The sequence below is a fragment of the Bradyrhizobium sp. B117 genome, from assembly GCF_038969555.1.
GTDB lineage: Bacteria > Pseudomonadota > Alphaproteobacteria > Rhizobiales > Xanthobacteraceae > Bradyrhizobium.
Genome location: NZ_CP152414.1, coordinates 2,484,178 through 2,507,745 on the forward strand (window position 1 = coordinate 2,484,178; position 23,568 = coordinate 2,507,745).

Genomic DNA, 23,568 nt, shown 5'->3' on the forward strand with positions numbered 1-23,568 from the left:
GACGCGGAGGCCACGGTCTCACTCCGTGAACTGGCCGGCGACCAAAAGTATCGCCCCCTTGGGCGGCGGACCGCGTGAAGACGGCTATTTCGCCAGCTTGCGCACGGCTTCGTCGACGCTGTGAAAGACATGCTCGCGGGGCAGGGCGTCGAACAACCGGAAGCGCTCGAACGCGTCCTGCGCGCGCACCGATTCCAGCCGCGCCAGCGCGACGGTGACGCCCTGTTCGCTGCATACCTTGAACACATCGAGTAAAATCTGCGCGGCGGTGAAGTCGATCTCGACCATTCCGCTCGCCTCCAGCACCAGCAATTGCGGTGTCGATGTGCCCAGCACCTTCGCCACGTCGCTGCGAAAGCCGGGTGCGTTGAGGAACGACAACGGTGCCTGCAGGCCGATCACGGCAACGCCCGCGATGCGCTCGCCGGGCAGGTGCGGATGCGCCGGCCACCAGATCGTGGTGCCCGGCACGCGCTCGAACTCGACCAGCCTGGCGCGCGTGGTGCTCCAGATGCCGTGCAGCAGCGACAGCGCGATGCCGAGGAAGGCGCCCTGCTGAATCGGCAGCACGATGATGAGCGCGGCGGTGGCGACGATCAGCAGGAACTCGCCGAACGACTGCCGGTAGATCGTGACGATCTGCTTGGCGCGGATGATGCGCAGCGCGACGAACAGCAGGATACCGCCGAGCGCGGCGTCCGGCACGTGCTGCAGCAATCCGGTCCCGAAGGCGAGCAGCGCCAGCACGATCGCCGCGGCGGCAAGGCCGGCAAGTTGCGACTGCCCGCCGGTCTCGGCGACGATGCCCGTCCGCGGCGGGCTGGCATTGACCGGAAACGCGCCGAACAGGCCGGCCAAAACGCTGCCGGCGCCCGCGCCGAGGAAATCGCGGTCGACATCAGCCGGCTTGTCAGGATCGGATGGGAACGAGCGCGTCGTCGCGGCGGTCTGCACCATCACCACGACGGTGATGACGAAGGCGAGCGGGACGAGGCGCACCCACAGTTCCGGCGCGAGCTCGGGGAAGGTCGGCCGCGGCAGCGTTCCCGGCACGCTGCCGACGACGCTGACGCCCTTGCTCTCGAGGCCGAGTGCGATCGTGGCCAGCGTCGCGCCGACCAGCCCGATCAGTGCGCCTGGAATTTTCGCGCTGATCTTCTCGGAGATGAAGACCGCGGCGAGCACACCGAAACCGATGCAGAACGTGATGGGATTGGTTCGGCCGATCTCGCTTGCGAGCACGCCGATGCGATCGAGCGTCGGCCCGCTCGGCGATGGAAGCCCGAGCACGCCCGGCAGTTGCGAGACGATGATGTGGACGGAGATGCCGGCGAGAAAGCCGACCATGACCGGCACCGACAACAAATTGGCGATGCCGCCGAGCCGGAACGCGCCGCTCGCCAGCATCATCGCGCCGACCATCAGCGCCAGCGCGATCGCGAGGCCCTGATATTCGGGCGTGCCGGTGGCCGCGAGCGCGGCAAGCCCGCCGGCGAAGATCGGCGTGATCGTGGAATCGGCGCCGCAGGACAGGAAGCGGTTGCCGCCGAGCAGCGCAAATCCGAGCGAGCCAGCCATGAAGGCGAAGAAGCCGATCTGCGGTGCGAAGCCGCCGAGCCGCGCGGTCGCCATCTGCTCGGGGATCGCGATCGCCGCCAGCGTCAGCCCCGCCATCAGATCGCCGGGCAGGGCGTAGGACGCGAGCGAGCTGAACAGCGGCCAGGCGTGCTTCGATGATCCCTTGGCGCGAGTGTCGTGCGGCATCGATGAGTCGTCTCCGGAAAGGCTTGTCAGCCGATAAGACTACAGCATTTCCGTGTCGGGAAGCGGCAGACGCAATTTCTCTACATCCGTCGTCATTGCGAGCGAAGCGAAGCAATCCAGGATCCCTCCGCGGCGGCAGTCTGGATTGCTTCGCTGCGCTCGCAATGACGGAGGACAAATCGGTCCTCCGTACCGGGCGTCAGCCCTCAGTACCGGCCCCGGTCGTTGTGGTAGTCGCCGCCGCGGCCGCCACCCATGCCCATGCCGATCCCGATCCCAATGCCGATGCCTTGCATGATGGCGCCGGGCGGCGGGCCGCGATCCGGCGGCGGTGCGCGCTCGTAGACCACTTCGTCGGGCGGCGGCCGGCGCGGTTTTGGCGGTGTCTCGACCACCTTGCGCTTCGGCGGGGTCTCGTCGACCTTGCGCTTTGGCGGTGTGTCGTCGACGCGCTTCTTGATGATGGGCGCGACGGCCGGGTTGGCCGGGCTCGCCGGCGGCGTCGGCGTCGAGCACGGGCAGGTCGGCGCCAATGCGACGGCGATCGGAGCAGGTGTCGCCGCGGCCGCGACCGGCAAGGCATAGTTACGGTTCTGCACCCGGAGCAGCAGCCTGCGCGCGGTCGCGGCAAGGTCGCTGTTGTCCCAGTTGGCGAGATAGGCCTCGAACGAGGCGCGGGTGTTGATGGCGACCGCGCGCTCCCAGGCCAGCATCTGGCGCCGGCGCTCCAGCACGGTGCGCAAGCGCGGCGTGCGGACGTCCTGAGCGTAGAGCTCGATATAGGCCTGATAGGCCTCGACCGTGTCGTCAGCGATCACTATCTCATAGGCCGCCTTGGCGTCCTTGCCCTGCAGATCCTTGCGCCAGTCCTCGACGCTGCGCGTGCCGCTGGCGAGTGCCATCGATGATGCGCCCGGCAGGGACGACGAACTGCTCTCGCCGCCGAAGAACCTGAAATCGGTCGTCAGCGAGGAGCTTTCCCAGGGAATCTGCCGCCCGTCGGTCGATTGCGCCACTGCGACGCGGATGCGCTTGAACACCTCCTCGATCGGCAGGTTCGGCTGCTTGGCGATGGTCAGCGCGGCCGTGGTGTACGGGCTGTCGATGCCGTTGCCGTCCTCGGCTTCCGCGCCGGGCGAGGTCGAATAGGAGATGAACGAGCCGGGCGCGCCGGCCTTGGTGTCGACGATGGCAAGGCCGTGGCCGGCGCCACTGAGCGCGGGGAACGGATTGTTGCGGCAGGCGTCCAGCATGAAGATGCGCGCCCGCGTCGGCAATGCGCCGAGCGTGTTGAGCATGTCGTTCAGCCGCACGCCCTGGAGCGGAATGTCGGCCTCGCGCTTGGGATCGAGATCGACCGGCACGAGGTAGTTCTCGCCGTCGATCTGGAGGCCGTGGCCGGCATAGAACACCAGCGCGACGGTGTCGGCGCCGCTGGCGCTGACCTTGTCGGCGAAGTCCGAGATCGCCGCGCGCATCTCGTTCTGACCGAGATTGGCCGCCGATGTGACGGTGAAGCCGGCATTGCCGAGCAGTTCGGTCATGCCCTTGGCGTCGTCGGCGGCGTTGGGCAGTTCCGGCACTGTGCGATAGGCGGACTGGCCGATCACGAGCGCGAGCCGCGCTTCGGCAGCGGCGTCCGTTGGCGTCATCAATTGCGTGAATGCAAGAAGGCCGAATGCAACAAGCAAATTGCAAAGGACTGGACGGCGCATGGTGTCACCTCCCATCGGCAATGCGCGCGATGATGTCACCCTTTCTACGTCTGCGCCATGACACTGTCTGTGCGCTGGATCACGCTGCCCGCTGCGGCAAAATGGGGCAGGGCGTCTGCCGGAGCGGGAGGAGCATCGTTCTGGTGCCATCCATGTGAATTGCGCATTGATCCATGCGCCAATTGGATTGATCCCCGCCGCTGCACGACGTGCTCTCTCGCGTCCCGGTCCGCAGGCTGGTCCTGATCGCGAATCCCGCAAAAACATGGCCGTTCGCTGCTCGCGCGTGCCGTCGCCATTCGCCGCGCGCGGCTTCGCGAGGTCCGGGCGCAACCCTTGCCTGCCCCGTCGCTTTGGCCATACAGTCTGCGCAACAGGCCGCGACAACGATCGCGGCCGTAAACAAGAATGCTTGGGAGAGACCGCACCATGACCATCGTGCCCGTGAACCGTCGCGCGTTCATCAAGTCATCGGCGGCGGTCACCGCCGGCCTCGTGCTCTCTCCCGCCATCATCGGCCGCGCCGAAGCTGCGACGCTGAAGCTGAAATGCTCCTCCTCGCTGCCGAACGATCCCAAATACGCCAACGGCCGCGTCTATTACGACAACCTCGTGAAGAATTTGAAGGGCAACGGCCTCGGCGAGCAGGTCGAGGTCGCCTTCTTCCCGGACAACCAGCTCGGCCAGGAAATCGACGTCATCAACTCGGTGAAGCTCGGCGTCATCGACCTCATGGTGTCGGGCTCGTCGATCTCGGCCAATCTGGTGCCGCTGGTCGGCACCTTCGACCTCGGCTTCCTGTTCTCGAGCTTCCCGCAACAGACCAAGGCGTTCGATTCCGGCGCGGCCAAGCCGATCGAGGACGCGCTGCTCAAGGGCGGCAACATCCGCATCATCGCCTGGGCCTACAATTTCGGCTCGCGCAGCGTGCTGGCGAAGAAGCCGGTGAAGACGCCGGAGGATCTCGCCGGCCTCAAGATTCGCACCCTGCCAAATCCCGTCATCACCGAATGCCTGCGCTTGATGGGCGCGGCCGCGACGCCGCTGGCCTTCGGCGAGATCTACACGGCCTTGCAGGCCGGCGTGCTCGATGGCCTCGAGCACGATCCGCCGACCATCCTCGCCAGCAAGTTCTTCGAAACCTCAAAGTTCTACGCGCTGACGCAGCACAATTTCTCGCCGCTCGCGATCTATTTCAGCGACATGACCTACAACCGCATGGATCCGAAGCTCCGCGAAGGCTTCCTCGATGCCGCCAAGAAGGCCGCGGCCGACACGAGGGCCCATGGGCTCGCGGTCGAGAAGGAGGCGCTCGCGGCCCTGACCGAGAAGGGCGTGACCGTGGCCGAATGCGACCGCGAGGCCTTCAAGAAGCGCGTCGCGCCGCAGATCGAGAACTTCATCAAGGCACGGCCGGAATCCAAGCCGGTCATCGACATGATCCGCGCGACGCAAGCCTGAGATGACCAAATCTGAGCTGACCATGACCGCCGCCGTGCCCGTCTCGGGCGGCCGCCACGGGAGCATCACCCTGCTGCTTCGCGTCAGCGACGCGATTGCGGCCATCCTGCTCGCCGCCGATCTCGTCGTGGTGTGCGCCTCCGTGCTGTTGCGTTTCTTCTTCAACGCGCCGGTCGAATGGTCCGATGACGTCGCGCGCGGTCTGATGGTCGGCTCGGCCTTCTTCGGCGCGGCGAGCGCGCTCGCGCGCGGCGAGAATGTCGGCGTGTCCTTCTTCCGCGACCTCCTGCCAGTGCGGCTGCGCACGCTGGTCGATGCCGCCAGCGCGCTGCTGATCGTGCTGATCTCGGGCTATGTCGCCTACAACGCAATTAAGCTCGGCTCGCTCACGGCCGGCCAGACAACCGGCTCCGGCCTGCCGCTGGAGCTGACATTCTACCCGATGGGCGTCGGCGCGCTGTTCATGACGGTGTTCGCCATCGACCATCTCTGCGCAAGGCCGCTCCCTGACATCGTCAAGGGCCTCGTTGCGATCGTCATCGTCACCGGCCTTTATCTCGCCTGGGATTATCTGTCGCCGTCGTCGGCGCCCTCGGCGGGCACGCTGATGCTGATCGGCTTCTTCGCAACCCTGTTCGGCGGGCTGCCGATCGGCTTTGCGCTGGCGCTGGCGGCGCTGATCTTCATCTGGGTCGAGGGCGCACTGCCCGGCGTGATCTTCGCCCAGCAGATGGCGCGCGGCATCGACAATTTCGTGCTGCTCGCGATCCCCTTCTTCATCCTCGTCGGCTACCTCATGGAAGCCAACGGCATGTCGGTGCGGCTGATCGAGCTGCTGCAGCGCGCGGTCGGCCGCATGCGCGGCGGCCTCAATGTCGTGATGGTGGCCTCGATGGTGCTGTTCTCGGGCATCTCAGGCTCGAAGATGGCCGACGTCGCCGCGGTCGGCTCGGTGCTGATCCCGGCCGCGCGCCGCTCCAAGCAGAATCCGGGCGGCGCGGTGGCGCTGCTCGCCGCGTCCGCGGTGATGGCGGAGACCATCCCGCCCTGCATCAACCTGATCATCCTCGGCTTCGTCGCGAACCTGTCGATCGGCGGCCTGTTCATGGCGGGGCTTCTGCCGGCGGCGCTGATGGCGCTGGTGCTGATTGCGGTCTCCATCATCTTCGGCAAGCCGCCGGCGGACGCCGAGGACGTCGCGCCGCAGGCGCCGGTGTCGGGTCTATGGACCGGCGCGGTCGCATCCTTTGGCCTGATCTTCATGATTTTCTTCGGCTTCAAGAGCGGCTTTGCCACGGCCACGGAAATCTCGGCCTTCGCGGTCGCCTATGCGCTCATCGTCGGCAGCGTGGTGTTTCGCGAGCTCGGCTTCAGATCGGCCGCGCACAGTTTCGTCCAGGCGGCAACGCGTGCGGGTCTCGTGCTGTTCATCGTTGCCGCCGCGCAGTCGCTGGCGTTCACGCTGACCTTGCAGCAGGTGCCGCATGCGGTCGGCGATTTCATGCTCGGCCTCTCCAAGACCTCGGGCGTCTGGCTGTTCATCCTGCTCGCCATCGTCGTGCTGATCGTGATGGGCTCGGTGCTGGAAGGCGCCGCCGCGCTGATCATCTTCGGGCCGCTGCTGCTGCCGGTCGCGGTGCAGCTCGGCGTCGACCCCCTGCATTTCGGCGTCGTGCTCGTCATCGCGATGGGCATCGGCCTGTTCGCGCCGCCGCTCGGGCTCGGGCTCTACGGCGCCTGCCTGATCGGCAACGTGCCGATCGAGCAGACCGTGAAGCCGATCATGGGCTATCTCGGCCTGCTGTTCCTCTGCCTGCTCGTCATCGCCTTCGTGCCATGGCTCTCGACCGCGCTGCCGCGGGCATTCGGCTACTGAAGGAGTCTTGCCGTGAAAGTCCTGCTGGCCCATACGCCGGAGATGCGCCGCAATTACTATGGCGATCGCAGCCTGAACGGCTTGCGCGCGGCCGCCGAGGCGATCCTGCACGAAGGTGACGATCCGCTCGACTCGGCCGGCCTCGTGCGCGCGGCGAAAGATGCCGACATCATCGTTGCCGATCGCATGACCGAGGGACGTGGCGAGATCTTCACGCAGCTGCCGCGCCTGCGCGCATTCGTCCGCTGCGCCGTCGATATCCGCAACGTCGATGTGGAGGCGGCCTCTGAGGCCGGCGTGCTCGTGACGCGCGCAGGGCCCGGCTTCGTGCAGGCGGTCGCCGAGCTCGCGCTCGGCTTCATGGTCGATCTCTCCCGCGGCGTGTCGCGAACCACCGCCGACTACCAGGCCGGCCGCAAGCCGGAAGCGCGGATGGGCCGCCAGCTCGCGGCTAGCCGGATCGGCATCATCGGCTATGGCAGCATTGGGCGTTATCTCGCCGAGATCGCAAAGGTGCTGCGCATGGAGGTGCTGGTCGCCGATCCCTTCGCTGATGTCAGCGACAGCGCGATCCGGCACGTCAGCCTCGACGAGCTCCTTTCCGCATCGGACTATGTGGTCTGTCTGGCCATCGCCAACGAGCAGACCGAGAACCTGATCGGTGAGACCGCGCTCGCCCGCATGCAGAAGCATGCCGTCTTCGTCAATCTCTCGCGCGGCAATCTCGTCGACGAGGCCGCGCTCGCCAAGGCGCTGCTGGAGAACCGCATCGCCGGCGCGGCAATGGACGTCGGCCGCGCTCCCGACCAGATGCCGACGCCGGAGCTCGCCAGGCTGCCGAACGTCATCGCCACCCCGCATGTCGGCGGCCTGACGCCGCAGGCGATCGAATACCAGTCGCTGGAAACCGTGCGGCAGGTCGAGGCGATCGTCAAAGGCGAGGTGCCTCAGGGCGCCGTCAACGCCGACCGCTGGACGCGGCGGCCTTAACGCCCCTCTCGCCAACAAGCGCCGCTCTCTCCGTTCCCTCCCCCCTTGCGGGGGAGGGGTAGGGAGGGGGGGCCACACGGGGATTCTCTCCGTTGCGCGCCAACCAGTGCGTCGTCAACAAGCGGCACCTTTTCCTGGGCCACCCCTCTCCCTAGCCCTCCCCCACAAGGGGGGAGGGAACGCACCTTCATCGGTGCGCTAGTGGAGTCTCAATTGCATTAGTGAGCGGCTATCTCTCAACGAGTCTGGAATCGTGGGGTGGGCAAAGGCGCACTGGCGCCGTGCCCACAACTAATCCAGCAGTGCGACAGAAGTGGTGGGCACGCTTCGGTTTGCCCACCCTACGATGCTGCTGCCTTGAATCTCGCTCCGGCCCGCGGCGTCTCGCGCTCTTGGGATCGAGGCGGTCGCGGCAGATGCCGGCATTGCCGAGGTGACAGCGCTCATCCATAGTCGTTTCACGGCAACCATGAGTGTCGGAGCAGCGTGGGAGGCGCAATGCAGCGGGCAGTCTTGTTCGACCTTGACGACACCCTTCACGATCGTGCCGCCGCCATTCCAACCTTCGTCACCTCCCAGGCCTGTCGGCTTCTCGAGATGCAAGTGCCTGATGCCATGCGGTTCGCACAGCGCTTCGTCGAGCTTGAGGAGCGCGGGCGGGTTTGGAAGGATCGGGTATACGGCGAGTTGAGCCGCGAGTTTCCGCAAGCACGGCATGCCGACGAGCGCCTTCTGAATGATTATCTGCGGTCGTTTCCGAAGTCCTGCCGCCTGCGACAGGGCGCTGAGGAACTGCTGCGCCAGCTTCGGGGCAAAGCCGTCAGGCTCGGGATCATCACCAATGGCCGCTCGGACATGCAGCTTGCCGTCGTCAGCGCCTTGGGACTTGGGGATCTGGTGGACTCAGTCGTCATCTCGGAACGCGTCGGTCTACGCAAACCGGATCCGAGGATCTTCCACCACGCGTTGGCGGAGGTCGGCGCGGAGGCGCGCTCGTCTGTGTTCGTCGGAGATGATGTTCGATCGGATGTGGAGGGGGCCTTGTCCGCCGGATTCCGGCATGCCTACTGGTTTGATACGGCTGCTGTTGCGGAAAGTGCTGTGCCGTCTCGGACGTCGCGGGTTACCAGCTTCGCCGAGCTGACCGAGAAACTAGTTTCTTTTTGACGACCGAGTTCGCGAACGCGATTGCCTTGTCCCTCCTGGAGGGCCCGCGCATTCGTGACGTGCACTGCCCTACAGCCGGTCCACCGCCTTGAACGTCCCGTCCTTCTGGATCACCGTCAAGAACACCTTCGGCGGCGTGTCGAGTGCGCGCACGCCGACGGTGACGATGCTGCCGCTGATGTCGAAGCGGCCGACATCGTTGATGGCGCGCAGCAGGCTCGCGCGCGTCGGTTGCGGGCCGGCCTTTTCCAGCGCTGCGGCCGTGAGCCTGCCGGAGAGGTAGCCTTCGAGCGACACGAAGTCCGGCGTCAGCGTCGGGTCGATTGCCTTCTGCGCCGCCTGGTAGTCGGCGACGAGCTTGAGCGAGCGGTCCCAGGGAAACGGCACCACCTGCGAGACGATGACGCCCTCGCCCTCGGGGCCGAGCTCCTTGGCGAGCGCATTGGCGCCGACGAAGGAGATGTTGACGAAGGTCGGATAGGAGCCGCTGCGATGCGCGAGCTTGATGAACTCCGCGCAGGGACCGTAGGTCCCGACCATGACGATGGCCTCGGGCTCGGCGCGCTTAATCGTGCGCCAGGCCGAGCCGACCGCGCGGGTATTGCGCTCGAAGGTGCCTTCGGCGGCGAGCTCCAGGCCGCGCTTGGCGAGCGCGCGCTTCACGCCGGCAAGACCGTCGCGGCCGAAGGAATCATCCTGGTAGAAGATGCCGATGCGGGTGAAGCCGCGATCCTCCGTGAGGTGCTTGATCCAGGCCTCGGCCTCCGCGCCATAGCTGGCACGGATGTTGACGACGTTGGCGAGCTCGAGGTCGCGCAAAAATTCGGCGCCGCTGAACGGGCCGATGAAGGGAATGTTCCCGGTGCTGGTGATCGGGATCGTCGCCATCGCGGTCGGCGTTCCCACCGCGCCGATCAGCGCGAACACCTTGTCGTCGTCGATCAAGTGCAGCGTCTGCGCCACGGAGCGGTCGGGATCGTAGCCGTCGTCGCGGCTGATGAGCTGGAGCTTGCGGCCGTGCACGCCGCCCTTGGCGTTGATCTCGGTGAACGCCGCGACGATGCCCTGCCGCATGCGCTGTCCGAGCGCGGAGGAGGGGCCTTCGAGAGCGGCGGCCTGGCCGAACAGGATCGTGTCCGCGCTGACGCCGGCCTCCTCGCACCTTGCCGTAAGCATCAACGCGGCCAGCCATGCGATGGCCAGGGCGACGGATGTCGCGGATCGCGATCGTGTCATGAGGATGCTTGCCGGATGCTGGATGCGTCTGGTGGAAGGATAAGTCTGAGGCCCTGAACAGGTGGCTAACCGCGTCACGACCAGCGGGTCCGTACGATACCGGGGAAAATCGGCAACTTATGTCCAGACTGCTGAGACTTGCGGGGCAATCGTTAACTAAGCCGCGTGATGCGGACCACGCGGGTTCCGAAATTGTGCAGTTCTTAACCGCGATCCTTGTCCGATAGTCGCGCCGGTGGCTCAACCAGAAGTTCGTACCGGCGCGCCGAGGGGGACTTGCGGGATTAAGATGGGCGGTCGCGATCAGAACGATCAGGATCGGAAGCGTATGACCGGATGGTGGCGTGCCGCGCCGCTGCTCGGGCTCTATCGCCCTGCGCTCGTCGCCGTCGCCGTCGGGCTTCTGTTCTCGATCCTGGGCGCCGCCGCCGTCGCGCGCTGGGAAGGCCGCGTCAACCGGATCGAATTCGAGAACGCGGCCGAGACCGAAGCCATCGTCATGCAGAACGGCATGAGCGAGTCTATTTCGCGGCTGGTCGCGCTGCGTACGCTGTTCGAATCCACCAGCGAGGAAATCACCCGCAGCGAATTCGAGACCTTCAGCGCCCGCCTGTTCGAGCGCCATCCCGGCATGCTGCGCATCGCCTGGCTGCCGCGCGTCAATCGCAAGGAGCGCGCCGAATACGAGGCCGCCGCGATCACGGACGGCGTCTCCGGCTATCGCATCAAGTCGCTCCAGGGCGAGAGCTTTTCGACCGCGCCGCAGAGCGACGAATATTTCCCGGTGTTCTACTCGACCCAGCCGAAGACCTCGCTGGTCTACGGCATGGACTACGCAACCGTCCCGGAGCGCCGTGCGGCGCTGGAGCGGGCGCGCGACAACGACCGCGTCGCCGCCATTCGCACGCGCCTGTTCGAGCCGAAGGAGGGCGGCCGGCAGCCTGACGTGCTCGTGGCGCTTCCCGTCTATGCCAAGGGAACGTCGCGCGAGACGGTCGCGGACCGGCGCCGCAATCTCACCGGCTTCGTCGTCGGCGTCTTCGATTTGCCGCTGCTGATCCACACCATTCGCGTGACCACCGGTGCAAGCCCTGCGGTCAGCGTCAACGTCTATCCGCCCTTCACGGGGCAGATCGTCAGCCTCGCGGACATGCTGCCGGATTTTTCGTCGGCCGCCACCGCGCCGCAGTCGATGCGCGACGTCGGGCGGACGCTGCACTGGTCGGGCGGTCTCAAGATCGGTGACACCGACTGGCAGGTGCGCGCCATGCCGACGGCCGGCGGCGCGCTGGAGACGGCCTATGATCGCGCGGCCGCGGTCCTCATCGTCGGCATGCTGCTGACGCTGTCGCTGTCGACTTATCTGATGCTCGCCAGCCGCAATTCGCGGCGGCTGTCGCTGGCGAACCGTCGCGTGCTCGAGCTCGCCCAGACCGACATCCTGACCGGCCTGCCTAACCGCGCCTTCTTCCTCGCCCGGCTCGACGAGCTCCACCGCCAGCTCGACGATAGCGGCGCGGCCTTCTCGATCCTGATGCTCGATCTCGATCGCTTCAAGAACGTCAACGATTCCCTCGGTCATGGCGCCGGCGATGTGCTGCTGCGCCAGGTGGCGCAGCGATTGAGATCCGCTTTGCGCACCGGCGACGTGCTGGCGCGGCTCGGCGGCGACGAGTTCGCCATCATCCAGGAAGGGAGCGAGGACCAGCGCGCCTGCGCGACCGAGCTGGCGGCACGGATCGCAAAACTCGTGGCCGAGCCGTTCCTGTTGCCCGGCCATCGTGTCGAGATCGGCACCAGCATCGGCATTGCGATTGCGCCGGATCACGGCAGCGACCAGGAGCAGCTGCTGAAGAAGGCCGACCTTGCGCTCTACCGCTCGAAATCGGCGGGCCGCAACTGCTTCACCGTCTACGACGAGGCGATGTCGGCCGAGCTCGATGCGCGCAACACGCTGGAAGGGGATTTGCGCGATGCCATCGCGCAATGCCAGCTCGAGGTGCACTACCAGCCGTTCGTCGATGCGCTCACCGGCGCGCGCCGCGGCTTCGAGGCGCTGGTGCGCTGGCGGCACCCGAGCCGCGGCCTGATCCCGCCCGACCAGTTCATCGCGCTCGCGGAGGAGACCGGGCTGATCGTGCCGCTCGGCGAATTCGTGCTGCGGCGCGCCTGCGCGGATGCGGCCGGCTGGCCCTCCGATCTGATGGTCGCGGTCAACCTGTCGCCGATCCAGTTCAAGGAAGCCGAGCTGTTCGAGATGATCTGCGCCGCGCTCGCCGATTCCGGTCTTCCGCCGCAGCGGCTGGAGATCGAGATCACCGAATCGGTGCTGCTGGAGCGCGGGGTCGAGAACCACGCCTTCATGGAGCGGCTGAAGAGCATCGGCATCGAGCTCGCGCTCGACGATTTCGGCACGGGCTATTCGTCGCTGAGCTATCTCACCGCGTTTCCGTTCGACAAGATCAAGATCGACAAGTCGTTCATCCGCAACCTCACGCATCAGCCGCGCTCATCCGCCATCATCTCCTCGATCGTGACGCTGGCGCGCGGGCTCGACATGTCGGTCACCGCCGAAGGCGTCGAGACAGCCGAGGAGTTCGAGCGCCTGACCGCGCTCGGTGTCAATTTTGCCCAAGGCTATCTGTTCGGCCGGCCGGTGCCGGTCGACCAGATCGCATTCGACGAATCCGCCCAGCCGTCGCAGCGCAACGCGGCTTGAACGCGCGCCTTTGCGGCATTTGAACATTTCCAAGAGGCCGTCATGCCCGGGCTTGTCCCGGGCATCCAGTTCTTCGTCCCGCATAGTCAAGACGTGGATGGCCGGGACAAGCCCGGCCATGACGCTGCGGAGGCTTCGGGCCCTCAAACGCGCGCATGCGCGAAAATCGCTTGACCCCGACGCCCCCGGATGGTCCGAAGGATTGTCCAGGGATGAAACAAACACAACATGCGGCTTCCGTTCTTCTATGGCTGGGTCGTGGTCGCCGTGACCTTTGTCACCATGGCGATCGGCGTCAACGCGCGCACCGCCTTCTCATTGTTCTTTCCGCCGATCATCTCCGAGTTCGGCTGGGAGCGCGGCGTCACCGCGGGTGCGTTCTCGTTCGGCTTTGTCGCCTCTGGCGTTGCGAGCCCGCTGATCGGCCGACTGATGGACCGCGCCGGTCCCCGCGCGGTGATGGAGCTCGGCGTGGTGCTGATGGGCGGCGGGCTGCTGCTGGCTCCACTCACCAGCCAGCCCTGGCATCTCTACGTGACGCTCGGCGTCATGGTCGGCGCCGGCAGTGTATGTCTCGGCTATTCCGGCCAATCGCTGTTCCTGCCGAACTGGTTCATCCGCACGCGCGGCTTCGCCATCGGCATCGCCTTTGCCGGCGTCGGCCTTGGCTCGGTGACGCTGCTGCCGTGGGTGCAGCACATGATCGAGCAGACCGGCTGGCGCACCGCCTGCACGGCGATGGGCCTGCTCCTCCTCATCGTGCTGGCGCCGATCAATCTGTTGCTGCACAAGCGCCCCGAGGATATCGGCCTTCGGCCAGATGGAGACGCTGCGCCGGCGCCCGGTGCCGCAAAGCCAATCTCGAACGTCGTCGATCCCGCCTGGGTCGCGACGGAGTGGACGCTCAAGCGCGCGGTTGCGACCGCGCGCTTCTGGTGGATCGCACTCGGCTATTTCTGCGGCCTGTACATCTGGTACGCGGTGCAGGTGCATCAGACCAAATTCCTGCTCGATATCGGCTTCAGCCCTTCCGTCGCGGTGTGGGCGCTCGGCATCGTCAGCCTGCTCGGCATTCCCGGCCAGATATGGCTCGGCCACGTCTCCGACCGGATCGGGCGGGAATGGGTGTGGGCGATCAGTTGCGTCGGCTTCGCGATCTGCTTCGCGGCGCTGATGGCGCTGAAGTTCCAGCCCTCGCTGTGGCTCGTCTACGTCATGGTGTTCACGCAAGGCGCGCTCGGCTACGGCCTCACCTCGATCATGGGCGCGGTGGTGTTCGAGATCTTCCAGGGCAGGCACCAAGGCAGCATCTTCGGCACCATCATGCTGGCGGCGCTGGCCGGCGGCGCGGCGGGACCGTGGGTGACCGGGTTTCTTTACGATCGCGCCGGCGACTACACGCTCGCCTTCGGCATCGCAATCCTCGTGAGCGGCTTGTCGGCGCTCGCGATCTGGCAGGCCGCGCCACGCAAGGTGCGGGCCGTGGCCGGCCAGCTGCACCGGCTCCGGCCAGGAACCGCAGACTGAAGAGTTCCGGATACACCAAGATAACCTCGGCCGCTTTCGCGGATCGTTAAGCATGTCGCATTTTCGGCGCGACGCGGGCGGGTTGCAAAAACGTCTTGGACACCATCGGAACGTTAATCTCGGGCTGATTGTCGCATTTTCCCGATCCCGCCGGGTCAGACGATGTCCGCCTCCGATTGTGTTGTGACCGAAATTCCGGATGTGCTGCGCGCCGCGCTCGAATGCGCCGACGACGGCATCGTCATCGTCGACGCGGCGCATCGCATCACGCATTTCAACGGCGCCGCGGAGCGGATCTGGAAGCTCGCGCGAACTGAGGCGGTCGGCCGTGATGCCGGCATTCTCACGCTCAAATGCCTTCAGGCCGATCCTGTTGCCGACTTCCGCGACGAGATCAGCCTCGTGCGGCGCGACGGCAGCCGGATCAAGGCGCTCGTCTCGATGTCGCCCGCGACCGTCGGCGGCACCGCCCATCGCATCGTGTTCGCGCGCGACGTCACCGCCGACGCCGAACGCCGTGTCAGGATCGGGCTGCTCCACGCCGTCTCCGACCAGACCAATCGCGCGGTGATCATCACCGACGTCGAGCAGAACATCGTCTACGTCAATTCGTCCTTCGCGACGCTGTTCGGCTACAGCAGCGAGGAGGCCGAGGGCCGCCGCGCAGGCGAGCTCATCGCCGGCTGTCACACCGATCGCGATGGCGTCGCAAAGCTCGTCAAGCGCCTGATGGCCGGCGGCCCGCGCGGCGAAATCGAGACGCTGGTCTACGACAAGCACGGCGAGGAGATCTGGGTCAGCGCCCGCATCGACGCCTTCCGCGACAAGAAGGGGCGGGTCAGGCACATCTTCGCGCTGCTCGAGGACATCACCGAGACAAGGCAGCTGCGCTCGCTCCAGCAGCTCATCATGAGCGCGCTGGCCGACGAGGTCCCGATCACCGACATCGCCGACAGGCTGTGTCGCCGCGTCGAGCAGATCGCGCCCGGCGTCGTGTGCTCGCTGCTGCACGTCGATGCCGCCGGCCTGCTCCATCCGCTGGGCGGCCCGAGCTTGCCCGATGACTATTCCCGTTCGCTCGACGGCATCGCGATCGGCCCCGAAGTCGGCACGTGCGGAACCGGAGCTTTCTACGGCATTCCGGTTCTGGTCGCCGACATCGATGCCGATCCGCGCTGGCAGCCCTACAAGGCGCGGCCGCTCGAAGTGGGCTTGCGCGCCTGCTGGTCGACGCCGATCAAGGCCAAGGACGGCCGGGTCATCGGCACCTTCGGCTTCTATTATCGCGAGCCGCGGGCGCCGAGCAGATGGCACCGCCAGATCGTCGATGCCTGTGTCAATCTCGGCGCCTTCGCGATCGAGCGCAAGGAGGCGCGCGCCGAGATCGCACGGCTCGCCTATCACGACATGCTCACCGGCCTGCCGAACCGCGCGCAGCTCCGCCACCTGATCACCACCGCGATCGATGCCTGCCCGACCGGAGGCCATGTCGCGCTCGCCTTCCTCGACGTCGACCATTTCAAGGACGTCAACGACACGCTCGGTCACGCCGCCGGCGACGAGCTGCTGATCCAGCTCGCGCAGCGCCTGCGCGAGCATATCGGCCCCGAGGACATGCTGGGCCGGCTCGGCGGCGACGAATTCGTCATCCTGCTGCCGCAGCGCAATGCGCAGGACGCCGAGCGCGTCGCGTCGGGAATCACGGAAGCGTTGGCCGCACCCTTGAGGCTCGGATCGAAATTGATGCCGATGTCGGCCAGCATCGGCATCAGCCTCTATCCCGACCACGCCACCGACATCGACACGCTGATGCAGCAGGCCGACGCCGCCATGTACATGGCCAAGCAAGCCGGCCGCTCCACCCATCGCATCTTCAGCGCCGAGATGAGCGGCCTCGCCGAGCAGCGGCTGGCGCTGATCGCGGCGCTGCGCAAGGCCATCGCCGAGGGCGCGCTCAGCCTCAGCTACCAGCCGCAGATCCGCAGCTGCGACGGCGCTGTCCACGGCGTCGAGGCGCTGGCGCGCTGGCACGATGCCGAGCTCGGCGACGTCTCGCCGGCAAAGTTCATCCCGCTCGCCGAGGAGTGCGGCCTGATCGAGCAGATCGGCCTGTGGTCGGTGCGCGAGGCCTGCCGCCAGATGGCGAGCTGGCGCCGCGCCGGGCTCAACATCCCCAGCGTCTCGGTGAACCTGTCGCCGATCAACTTCCGCAACGTCACGCTCGCCGCGCGGCTCAAGGACATCCTCGCCGAATACGGTCTGCCGCCGGATGCCTTGATGCTCGAGATCACCGAGGGCGCGTTCATGCGCGACAGCGTCGCCGCGCTCGAGACCATGAACGCGATCCGCGAGCTCGGCGTCGGGCTTTCGCTCGACGATTTCGGCACCGGCTATTCCAGCCTCAGCCGTCTCGCCCATCTGCCGATCCGCGAGCTCAAGATCGACCGCAGCTTCATGCGCGACATCGAGAAGGACGCAAGTGCGCTCGCGATCGCCACCGCCGTGGTGCGCGTCGGCCAGGGCCTCGGCATGACCGTCGTCGCCGAAGGCGTCGAGACCGAAGGCCAGCGCAGGACGTTGGCCGAGCTCGGCTGCGACGTCGTCCAGGGCTTCCTCTACGCCCCCGCCCTCGCGCCGGTCGCCTTCGAGCGCTGGCTGATCGAGCACTGCGCCGAGCAGGCGAAGGCGATGCTGGGAAGGCTCGATCCTGCGGCGGCGGGACGCGAGGCGGTGAAGCGGTCGGCTTAGGGCGCGGCGGCCTGAAGGATTCGCTCAGGCTGTCGGCTGAAGGAACGTGCCGTATTGCTTGCTCGCGGCGAGCCCTGCGGCGGCCTGTCCGATGACACGCATCGCTGCCATCATGGGCCACGGTCCAAGACTTACCCGCCGGACGCCGACGCGGGTAAGATCGGGGATTTTGGGAACACCTTGCGTCACCATGATGTTGACCGGCAGGGGCATGAGCTGAACCAGCTTCTCGATCAGCGCGAGGTCGGTGAGGCCGGGAACGAAAATCCCGTCGGCGCCGGCCTCGGCATAGACCTTCGCGCGCCGCACCGCTTCGTTCAGGCATTCATCAGGCGATCCGAATTTCAGCAGAAAGGGATCGGTCCTGGCATTGATGAACAGGCGAACGCCGAAATCTTGCGCGGCGTTTCGTACCGCCTTGATCTTCGCGGCGTGCTGTTCGGGGCTGACGAGTTGGCGCTTTCCACTGGAGAGCCCGTCTTCGATGTTGATGCCGACGGCGCCGGCTCGCAGAATTTTGGTCGCCGACGTCGCGGCGGCCTCCGGGGTGTCGCCATATCCCGCTTCCAGATCGATCGATACCGGAACCGGGACAGTCGCGGTGATCCGCGACACCAGGCCAGCCACCACGTCGAGCGGGACATTTTCTCCGTCGGCGTAGCCGAGCGCAGAGGCGACCGCTCCGCTGCTGGTCGCGATGGCCGGCGACGCCTTCGCAATGGCCTTGGCGGTACCGGCGTCCCAGGCGTTGAACAGAATGAGCGGATCGCCTGTTCTGTGAAGACTCGCAAACGTCTCCGCGTGTTTCTGCTGTGTCTTGAGGTCCATTGCGTGCACTCCTGCTGAGAGAATGAGGGGGGTCGTGCGGCGCCGTCCGGCGCGCGACACGCGTTCAGGCGGAAGCGTGCGTCCTGAACCAGTCCATGATCAGCCCGGTGACTTCAGCCTCACGCTCGAGGTGCGGGAAGTGTCCGACATCGGGCAGGACGATACGTTCGTGCGGTCCCTTGAACAGCCGCTCTTCCTTCACCGAATACTTCGCTGTCGGATCGTTGCTGCCATAGATCGTCAGCGTCGGTGTATGCATGTCGTTGATCGGCAGCCGGCCCATGCGGCTCGCTTCGGTGAGGCCTCCATAATATTTGAGCGCCGCCGCCATGGTGCCCGGAGAGCTGAGCGTCTCCTTGACCGAACGAATATGCTCTTCGTTGTCGAATGCCGGTGACCACAGCTTCCAGAGATAGTCGACGAAGGGAAGTCCCTCGACATTGACCGCCGACTCGGCACCGATCAGCTGGAAGAAGTAGACGTGGAAGATGGATCGAACGATGTCGGGATCGCGCCTGATGCTCGAGAATGTGATCGGGTGGGCCGTGTTCATCACCACTGCGGCCTTGATCGACGATGGCGCCGTGGCCAGCGTCTGAAATGTCGACGTGCCGCCCCAATCCATGCCGACGACGCAGGCTTGTCCGTCCTCGCTCAGCGCCGCAATGAGCGCTTCGAGATCCCTGCCAAGCGCGATGGGGTCGAAAATGTCGTCCGCCGGGATCTCGGTCGGCGCGTAGCCGCGCAGGAACGGCGAGACCGCACGATATCCGGCGTCGGCGAAGATTTGCAGCTGCTTGCGATAGGACCAGGCGTTGTCGGGAAATCCGTGCAGGAACATCACGAGGGGGCCGGTCCCCTGTTCGAGATAGGCGAACCGCACGCCATTGGCGTGCACGTATTTCAGGGCGGGTTCACCGGCGTTCGCCGTTGCTGTCGCCCGCGCAGCGCTGCTCGGATTCATCGTCATTCTCCGTCGTCGATACCCGCGACCAAATATGTGCGCAGCGCACATGTCTGGTCAAGTTGTTTTTTGTGCGCAGCGCACATATTGTTGCGGGCATGGAAACGGGAATCGCGAATTTGCTGGGAGCGCTCTCGCTCGCGGTCATGGATCGGATCGAGCAGGGCGCGCGCGAGGTCATCGGCCGTGGCGGCGAGACGCCCGCGGCACTTGTCGTCATCGGCTACGGTCACGGCATGACCAACGACAAGCTGCGGCGCATCCTCGGCCTGTCGCATTCCGGCACTGTCCGCCTGGTGGACCGTCTGGTCTCGGATCGGCTCGTCGAGCGCCGTGCCGGAAAGGATGGCCGCGAGATTGCCTTGCACCTGACCGCCACGGGCGTGGCGACCCGGAACGAGTTGATGACCTCGAGGATTTCAGCCGTCGCATCGCTTCTGGATGTGCTGTCGCCGACAGAGACGAAGCGGCTTGAGACGCTGATCCACGAACTGCTGGCGAGGCAGGACACATCCGAGATGGATCGCTTCACGATCTGCCGGATGTGCGACGACAGCGTCTGCACCAATTGCCCCCTGCCCACGAACAAGGGCAAAGGCCGCCGCTAAGCGAGCTACTGCGAGGGACGGGGGGATCTCCGCGAACTCGGAATCGTAGGGTGGGCAAAGGCGCACTCGCGCCGTGCCCACCACCCATGAATGATTTCGAGAGAAAGGGTGGGCACGCTTCGCTTTGCCCACCCTACGATACGGACGTGAAGGTCGGCGAGCGGGAGGATCTGGCGTCTCGTCGCTTTGATGCGTTTCTTCGAGCACCCATCGGACTGGGCTGCTTTTTTGGATCGGAACGTCCGGCTATTCCCGACGTTGTTGCGGCCGGGCGGCTACCGTTCAACCAGCCGGCACAAGAGCAACATTATGATGAAGAACGCCGCAATCCTGATCGTGCTCTGCGCGATGCCTGCTGCCGCCGGCGCGGAGAGCTGGAGCAGCTATCGCATTCCCGAGAGCGGGACCAGCGTCGACATTCCCGCGTCCGTCTTCACCGACGAAGCCGGCCGGCCCGACGGATACGGCGTGCAATACCGGACGGGCGACGGCCGTGCGGACCTCACGGTGCAGGCCGTCCCGAACGACGGCAGCTCACCCGCCGCTTTTCTGGCCAGGAAGAACCCGCCGCCCGGCATCATCTACCAGCGCGTCGCACCGCGCTTCTTCGTGGTGTCCAGCACACGGCGCGGCAAGATCTGGTACGATCGCTGCAATTTCGGAAGCCGCTACGTGCACTGCGTGCTGATCAACTATCCGGCTGTCGAGAAGCGGCAATGGGATGCGATCGTCACCCGCATCAGCCATACGCTCAGTGGCGGCTGATTCTCTCACGCTGCCGGGTCGCTTCCGCTCGCAAACAGAGATCGCCTTATGCGTCCGCCGCCGGCTCGTCCGTCGCGCCGAGGACGCCGAGCCGTTCGGCAATCCTGACCAGCTCCACCAGCGACTGGATCTGAAACTTTTCCATGATCGCGCGCCGATGTGCCTTGATGGTCCGCTCGGAGCTCCCGAGCTGGCGCCCGGCATGCTTGTTGGTCTTGCCGCGCACGATGATCTGGAAGACCTGCCGCTGGCGCGGCGTCAGCGTCGATAGCCTGCGCCGAAGCGCCTCCACTTCGCCCTCGAGAGCGCGCGCGTTGCCATGCCGCGCCATCGCGCGTGCGATCGCTCGCAGGAGATCATCCGAGCCGACAGGCTTGATGAGGAAGTCTTCCGCACCCGCCTTGATTGCCGTCACGGTGGTGCCGGTGTCTGCGTAAGCGGTCAGGAAGATGATGGGCAGCGTCGAGCCGCGCCGCATCAGGCGTTGCTGTAGCTCGAGTCCGGAAAGGCCCGGCATCCGGACGTCGAGAAGGATGCAGCCTTTGCTTTCGTCTGGAGCCTGGTCCAGCAATTGCTGCGCCGAGGCATAGGTGGCGACGCGGTATCCGCTCGCCTCGAGAAGTTGCTGGATGGCCGTCAGATACAATGCGTCGTCATCCACGACATGGACGATGCCGGGCAATGATGTCTCCTGGACGAAAAGTAGCGCGTCGCTTGCTTTTCTTGCTTGTTGTTGCAGCGCCTTCTCGCCCGGCCATTGCCGGATCACGTCGCTCTTGATCGGCAGTTACGTTTTGGAAGCGCAGGGGGCAAATTAATTCTGTGTCAGCGAACGGCACCAATGCCGACTGTGATCTTTTAATTGCAAATGCCTCGCAACTGCGTGCGGATGCGAGTGTGGACGGCCTGGGCGCGCTGGCATCTGATCCTGCTTGCTGCGGTCCATCGCTTTCAATGCTGTGAACTGCAGCAAAAAAAGGAGGCCCGCCGGGAGGCGGGGCTCGGAAGCGCGTCAGTGCGTCTTGGCCGGCTGCCCTGACGTCGAAGGCGGCGGGCATCGTAGCTGATCGCGGTGATTGAAGAGATCGGCACGTTCCGCTGTTCCGCGGCCGCTCCAGACCGCGTTGCGCAAAGCGTTCGTTCCCCCGGACTGCGACGGATTAGCGCATGCGAAGATTCTAGTCCGACGCCAATCCCGTCCTGCGCCGCAAATCGGTGATCGCGCGCAAGAAGCTGTCGGCGGGCGTGGTCTCGGGATCGATCAGCCGGTGCAGGCGGAAACCGTCTTCGAGCGCCAGCACGACGCTGGCCATCCAGGGCGGGTTCAGTGTGCCGCCGCTCGGCTTGTTCTTCAAGGTCGCCTCGACGATGTCGGCAACCAGCTTGCGTCGTGCGCGCAGCCGTTTTGCAAGCTCGGGACGGCGCTTCTCGGCGCGCGCGACGAACAGGATCATCTCCATGTGGAGGAGGGGTGAGCGGCCGAGCGGATCCTGCTTGCTGCGATCCATCGATTTCAATGCCGCGATGAAATCGTCGAGATTGTCGTGCTGGGCGAGGATGTCCATGTTGCGCCGAATCGACTGCTCGACATGGTCCTCGAGCATGGCGATGATCAACTCGTCCTTGCTCTTGAAGTTCGAATAGAACGCGCCGCGGGTGAAGCCCGCCGCCGCCGCGATCGCCTCGATGCTGGCGCCGCCGATGCCGTCCGCTTCGAACACGCGCGCGGCCGCCTCGAACAGCTTATCGCGCGTGTCGTCCCTGGTCGGCCTGGTTCTCACTCTTGACATCGGCGCAGTTTAGGGCAGAATGCAACTCGATACAAGAATGTATCGAGTTGAGATTTCCAGGGGATGGTTACGCCGGGCAGTGGGGGCTGCCGGCGTATTCGTGTCATGCGGCAACCGATGTGAGGTCACCATGAACGAGCAAGTCCAACCCGCAGGCGGACCGCTGTTCAATCCGCTGTCGCCGGACTTCATCCGTGATCCCTATCCGCATTACGACCGGCTGCGCACGATCGATCCGATTCATGTGACCTCGTTCGGCCAGTTCGTCACCAGCCGCCATGCCGACGTCAACCTCGTGATGCGCGACAAGCGCTTCGGCAAGGATTTCGTCGAGCGCACCAAGCGGCGCTACGGCCCGCAGATCATGGATGAGCCGATCTTCCGCAGCATGGGTCACTGGATGCTGCAGGCCGATCCGCCCGACCACACCCGCCTGCGCGGCCTCGTCGTGAAAGCCTTCACCGCCCGGCGCGTCGAGGACATGCGGCCGCGCATCCAGGAGATCGTCGACCAGACCATCGATGCCGTGATCGATCGCGGCCATATGGACCTGATCGAGGATTTCGCCTTCCGCCTGCCTGTCACCATCATCTGCGACATGCTCGGCATTCCCGAGGATCATCGCGAGGTTTTCTACAAGAGTTCGCGCGACGGCGGACGGCTGCTCGATCCGGTGCCGATGTCACCCGAGGAGATCGCCAAGGGCAACGCCGCCAACATGATGGCGCAGATGTACTTCCAGCAGCTGTTCGAGCTGCGCCGCCGTGCTCCCGGAGACGATCTCACCACCCAGCTGGTGCAGGCCGAGGAGGACGGCAACAAGCTCACCAACGAGGAGCTGACCGCCAACATCATCCTTCTGTTCGGCGCCGGCCACGAGACGACGGTCAATCTGATCGGCAACGGCCTCCTTGCACTTCATCGTAACCCAGACCAGCTCAGCGCTGCTGAAGGCGCGGCCGGAGCTGATGGTGGGTGCGATCGAGGAATTCCTGCGCTACGATTCGTCAGTGCAGATGACCGCCCGCGTCGCTCTGGAGGACGTCGAGCTCGGCGGCAAGACGATCCCCAAGGGCGAATCGGTGCTGTGCCTGCTCGGTTCGGCCAACCGAGACCCGGCGGTCTATCCTGACGATCCCGACCGGCTCGACGTCACCCGAACCAATGTCAGGCCGCTGTCGTTCGGCGGCGGTATCCATTTCTGCCTGGGCGCTCAATTGGCGCGGATCGAGGCCGAGATCGCGATCGCGACGCTGCTGCGGCGGCTGCCGGGCTTGCGGATCGACGACGTCGAGAACCCCGAATGGCGCCCGACCTTCGTGCTGCGCGGCCTGAAGCGGCTGCCGGCGAGCTGGTGAAGCGTCAACGCTGGTCCTGCGAGCGCCGGTCCTCATCCTGAGGAGCCCGCGA

At 65.7% G+C, this 23,568-nt stretch carries 16 protein-coding genes and 1 pseudogene; 10 read left to right on the forward strand and 7 right to left on the reverse strand.

The features are described 5' to 3' along the window. Positions 1 to 84: 84 nt before the first annotated feature. Positions 85 to 1,764 carry a SulP family inorganic anion transporter gene (locus tag AAFG16_RS12065; protein ID WP_342739272.1) on the reverse strand — a complete coding sequence of 560 codons (1,680 nt, stop codon included), beginning with the start codon at positions 1,762 to 1,764 and terminating at the stop codon, positions 85 to 87. Between the two features lie 206 nt (positions 1,765 to 1,970). Beyond that, positions 1,971 to 3,479 (reverse strand): caspase family protein, encoded by a 1,509-nt coding sequence (locus tag AAFG16_RS12070; RefSeq protein WP_342739273.1) that lies wholly within the window; start codon positions 3,477 to 3,479, stop codon positions 1,971 to 1,973. Between the two features lie 429 nt (positions 3,480 to 3,908). Here AAFG16_RS12070 and AAFG16_RS12075 point away from each other — a divergent pair, with 429 nt between their 5' ends. The 4 genes from AAFG16_RS12075 to AAFG16_RS12090 all read left to right on the forward strand — a co-directional run bounded on the left by AAFG16_RS12075 (position 3,909) and on the right by AAFG16_RS12090 (position 8,973). Next, on the forward strand, positions 3,909 to 4,940 hold the full coding sequence (locus AAFG16_RS12075) for a TRAP transporter substrate-binding protein (RefSeq protein ID WP_283084753.1): 1,032 nt from the start codon (positions 3,909 to 3,911) through the stop codon (positions 4,938 to 4,940). 22 nt (positions 4,941 to 4,962) lie between these two features. Beyond that, entirely contained in the window at positions 4,963 to 6,816 is a 1,854-nt protein-coding gene (locus tag AAFG16_RS12080) for a TRAP transporter large permease subunit (protein ID WP_342740896.1), read from the forward strand. 12 nt (positions 6,817 to 6,828) lie between these two features. After that, positions 6,829 to 7,806, forward strand: a complete 978-nt coding sequence (locus AAFG16_RS12085) for an NAD(P)-dependent oxidoreductase (protein WP_342739274.1) — start codon at positions 6,829 to 6,831, stop codon at positions 7,804 to 7,806. 513 nt (positions 7,807 to 8,319) lie between these two features. Continuing rightward, the gene (locus tag AAFG16_RS12090; protein WP_342739275.1) at positions 8,320 to 8,973 is read left to right on the forward strand and encodes an HAD family hydrolase; all 654 of its coding nucleotides are present in this window, start codon (positions 8,320 to 8,322) and stop codon (positions 8,971 to 8,973) included. Between the two features lie 69 nt (positions 8,974 to 9,042). Here the strand turns inward: AAFG16_RS12090 and AAFG16_RS12095 are convergent, their stop codons facing one another. Beyond that, positions 9,043 to 10,209 (reverse strand): ABC transporter substrate-binding protein, encoded by a 1,167-nt coding sequence (locus AAFG16_RS12095; protein WP_342739276.1) that lies wholly within the window; start codon positions 10,207 to 10,209, stop codon positions 9,043 to 9,045. A 328-nt stretch (positions 10,210 to 10,537) separates the two neighbouring features. On the opposite strand from AAFG16_RS12095, the gene AAFG16_RS12100 reads away from it, so the two are divergent. The 3 genes from AAFG16_RS12100 (at position 10,538) to AAFG16_RS12110 (ending at position 17,203) form a co-directional block, all read left to right on the forward strand. Continuing rightward, positions 10,538 to 12,928, forward strand: coding sequence for an EAL domain-containing protein (locus tag AAFG16_RS12100; protein WP_342739277.1), 2,391 nt, complete (start codon positions 10,538 to 10,540; stop codon positions 12,926 to 12,928). A 228-nt stretch (positions 12,929 to 13,156) separates the two neighbouring features. Next, positions 13,157 to 14,455: an MFS transporter gene (locus AAFG16_RS12105; protein ID WP_342739278.1), complete on the forward strand. Its 1,299-nt coding sequence runs from the start codon at positions 13,157 to 13,159 to the stop codon at positions 14,453 to 14,455. Between the two features lie 162 nt (positions 14,456 to 14,617). After that, a complete protein-coding gene (locus tag AAFG16_RS12110; RefSeq protein WP_342739279.1) occupies positions 14,618 to 17,203 on the forward strand; it encodes an EAL domain-containing protein in 2,586 nt (861 codons plus the stop codon). A 24-nt stretch (positions 17,204 to 17,227) separates the two neighbouring features. On the opposite strand, the gene AAFG16_RS12115 is transcribed toward AAFG16_RS12110, so the two are convergent. Both AAFG16_RS12115 and AAFG16_RS12120 read right to left on the reverse strand, forming a co-directional pair. Next, positions 17,228 to 18,091, reverse strand: coding sequence for an isocitrate lyase/phosphoenolpyruvate mutase family protein (locus AAFG16_RS12115; protein ID WP_342739280.1), 864 nt, complete (start codon positions 18,089 to 18,091; stop codon positions 17,228 to 17,230). Between the two features lie 4 nt (positions 18,092 to 18,095). Beyond that, positions 18,096 to 18,995 (reverse strand): alpha/beta hydrolase, encoded by a 900-nt coding sequence (locus AAFG16_RS12120; protein ID WP_342739281.1) that lies wholly within the window; start codon positions 18,993 to 18,995, stop codon positions 18,096 to 18,098. On the opposite strand from AAFG16_RS12120, the gene AAFG16_RS12125 reads away from it, so the two are divergent. Both AAFG16_RS12125 and AAFG16_RS12130 read left to right on the forward strand, forming a co-directional pair. Beyond that, positions 18,962 to 19,603, forward strand: coding sequence for a MarR family winged helix-turn-helix transcriptional regulator (locus AAFG16_RS12125; protein WP_342739282.1), 642 nt, complete (start codon positions 18,962 to 18,964; stop codon positions 19,601 to 19,603). The two genes, AAFG16_RS12120 and AAFG16_RS12125, sit on opposite strands and share 34 nt — an antisense overlap. Before the next feature lie 309 nt (positions 19,604 to 19,912). Beyond that, the gene (locus AAFG16_RS12130; RefSeq protein WP_342739283.1) at positions 19,913 to 20,368 is read left to right on the forward strand and encodes a hypothetical protein; all 456 of its coding nucleotides are present in this window, start codon (positions 19,913 to 19,915) and stop codon (positions 20,366 to 20,368) included. 46 nt (positions 20,369 to 20,414) lie between these two features. Here AAFG16_RS12130 and AAFG16_RS12135 read toward each other — a convergent pair whose 3' ends face one another. Next, on the reverse strand, positions 20,415 to 21,050 hold the full coding sequence (locus AAFG16_RS12135; protein ID WP_342739284.1) for a response regulator: 636 nt from the start codon (positions 21,048 to 21,050) through the stop codon (positions 20,415 to 20,417). A gap of 496 nt (positions 21,051 to 21,546) precedes the next feature. Continuing rightward, on the reverse strand, positions 21,547 to 22,158 hold the full coding sequence (locus tag AAFG16_RS12140) for a TetR/AcrR family transcriptional regulator (RefSeq protein WP_235544375.1): 612 nt from the start codon (positions 22,156 to 22,158) through the stop codon (positions 21,547 to 21,549). 130 nt (positions 22,159 to 22,288) lie between these two features. Here AAFG16_RS12140 and AAFG16_RS12145 point away from each other — a divergent pair. Further along, positions 22,289 to 23,516: pseudogene (locus tag AAFG16_RS12145) on the forward strand (cytochrome P450). Positions 23,517 to 23,568 lie beyond the last annotated feature (52 nt).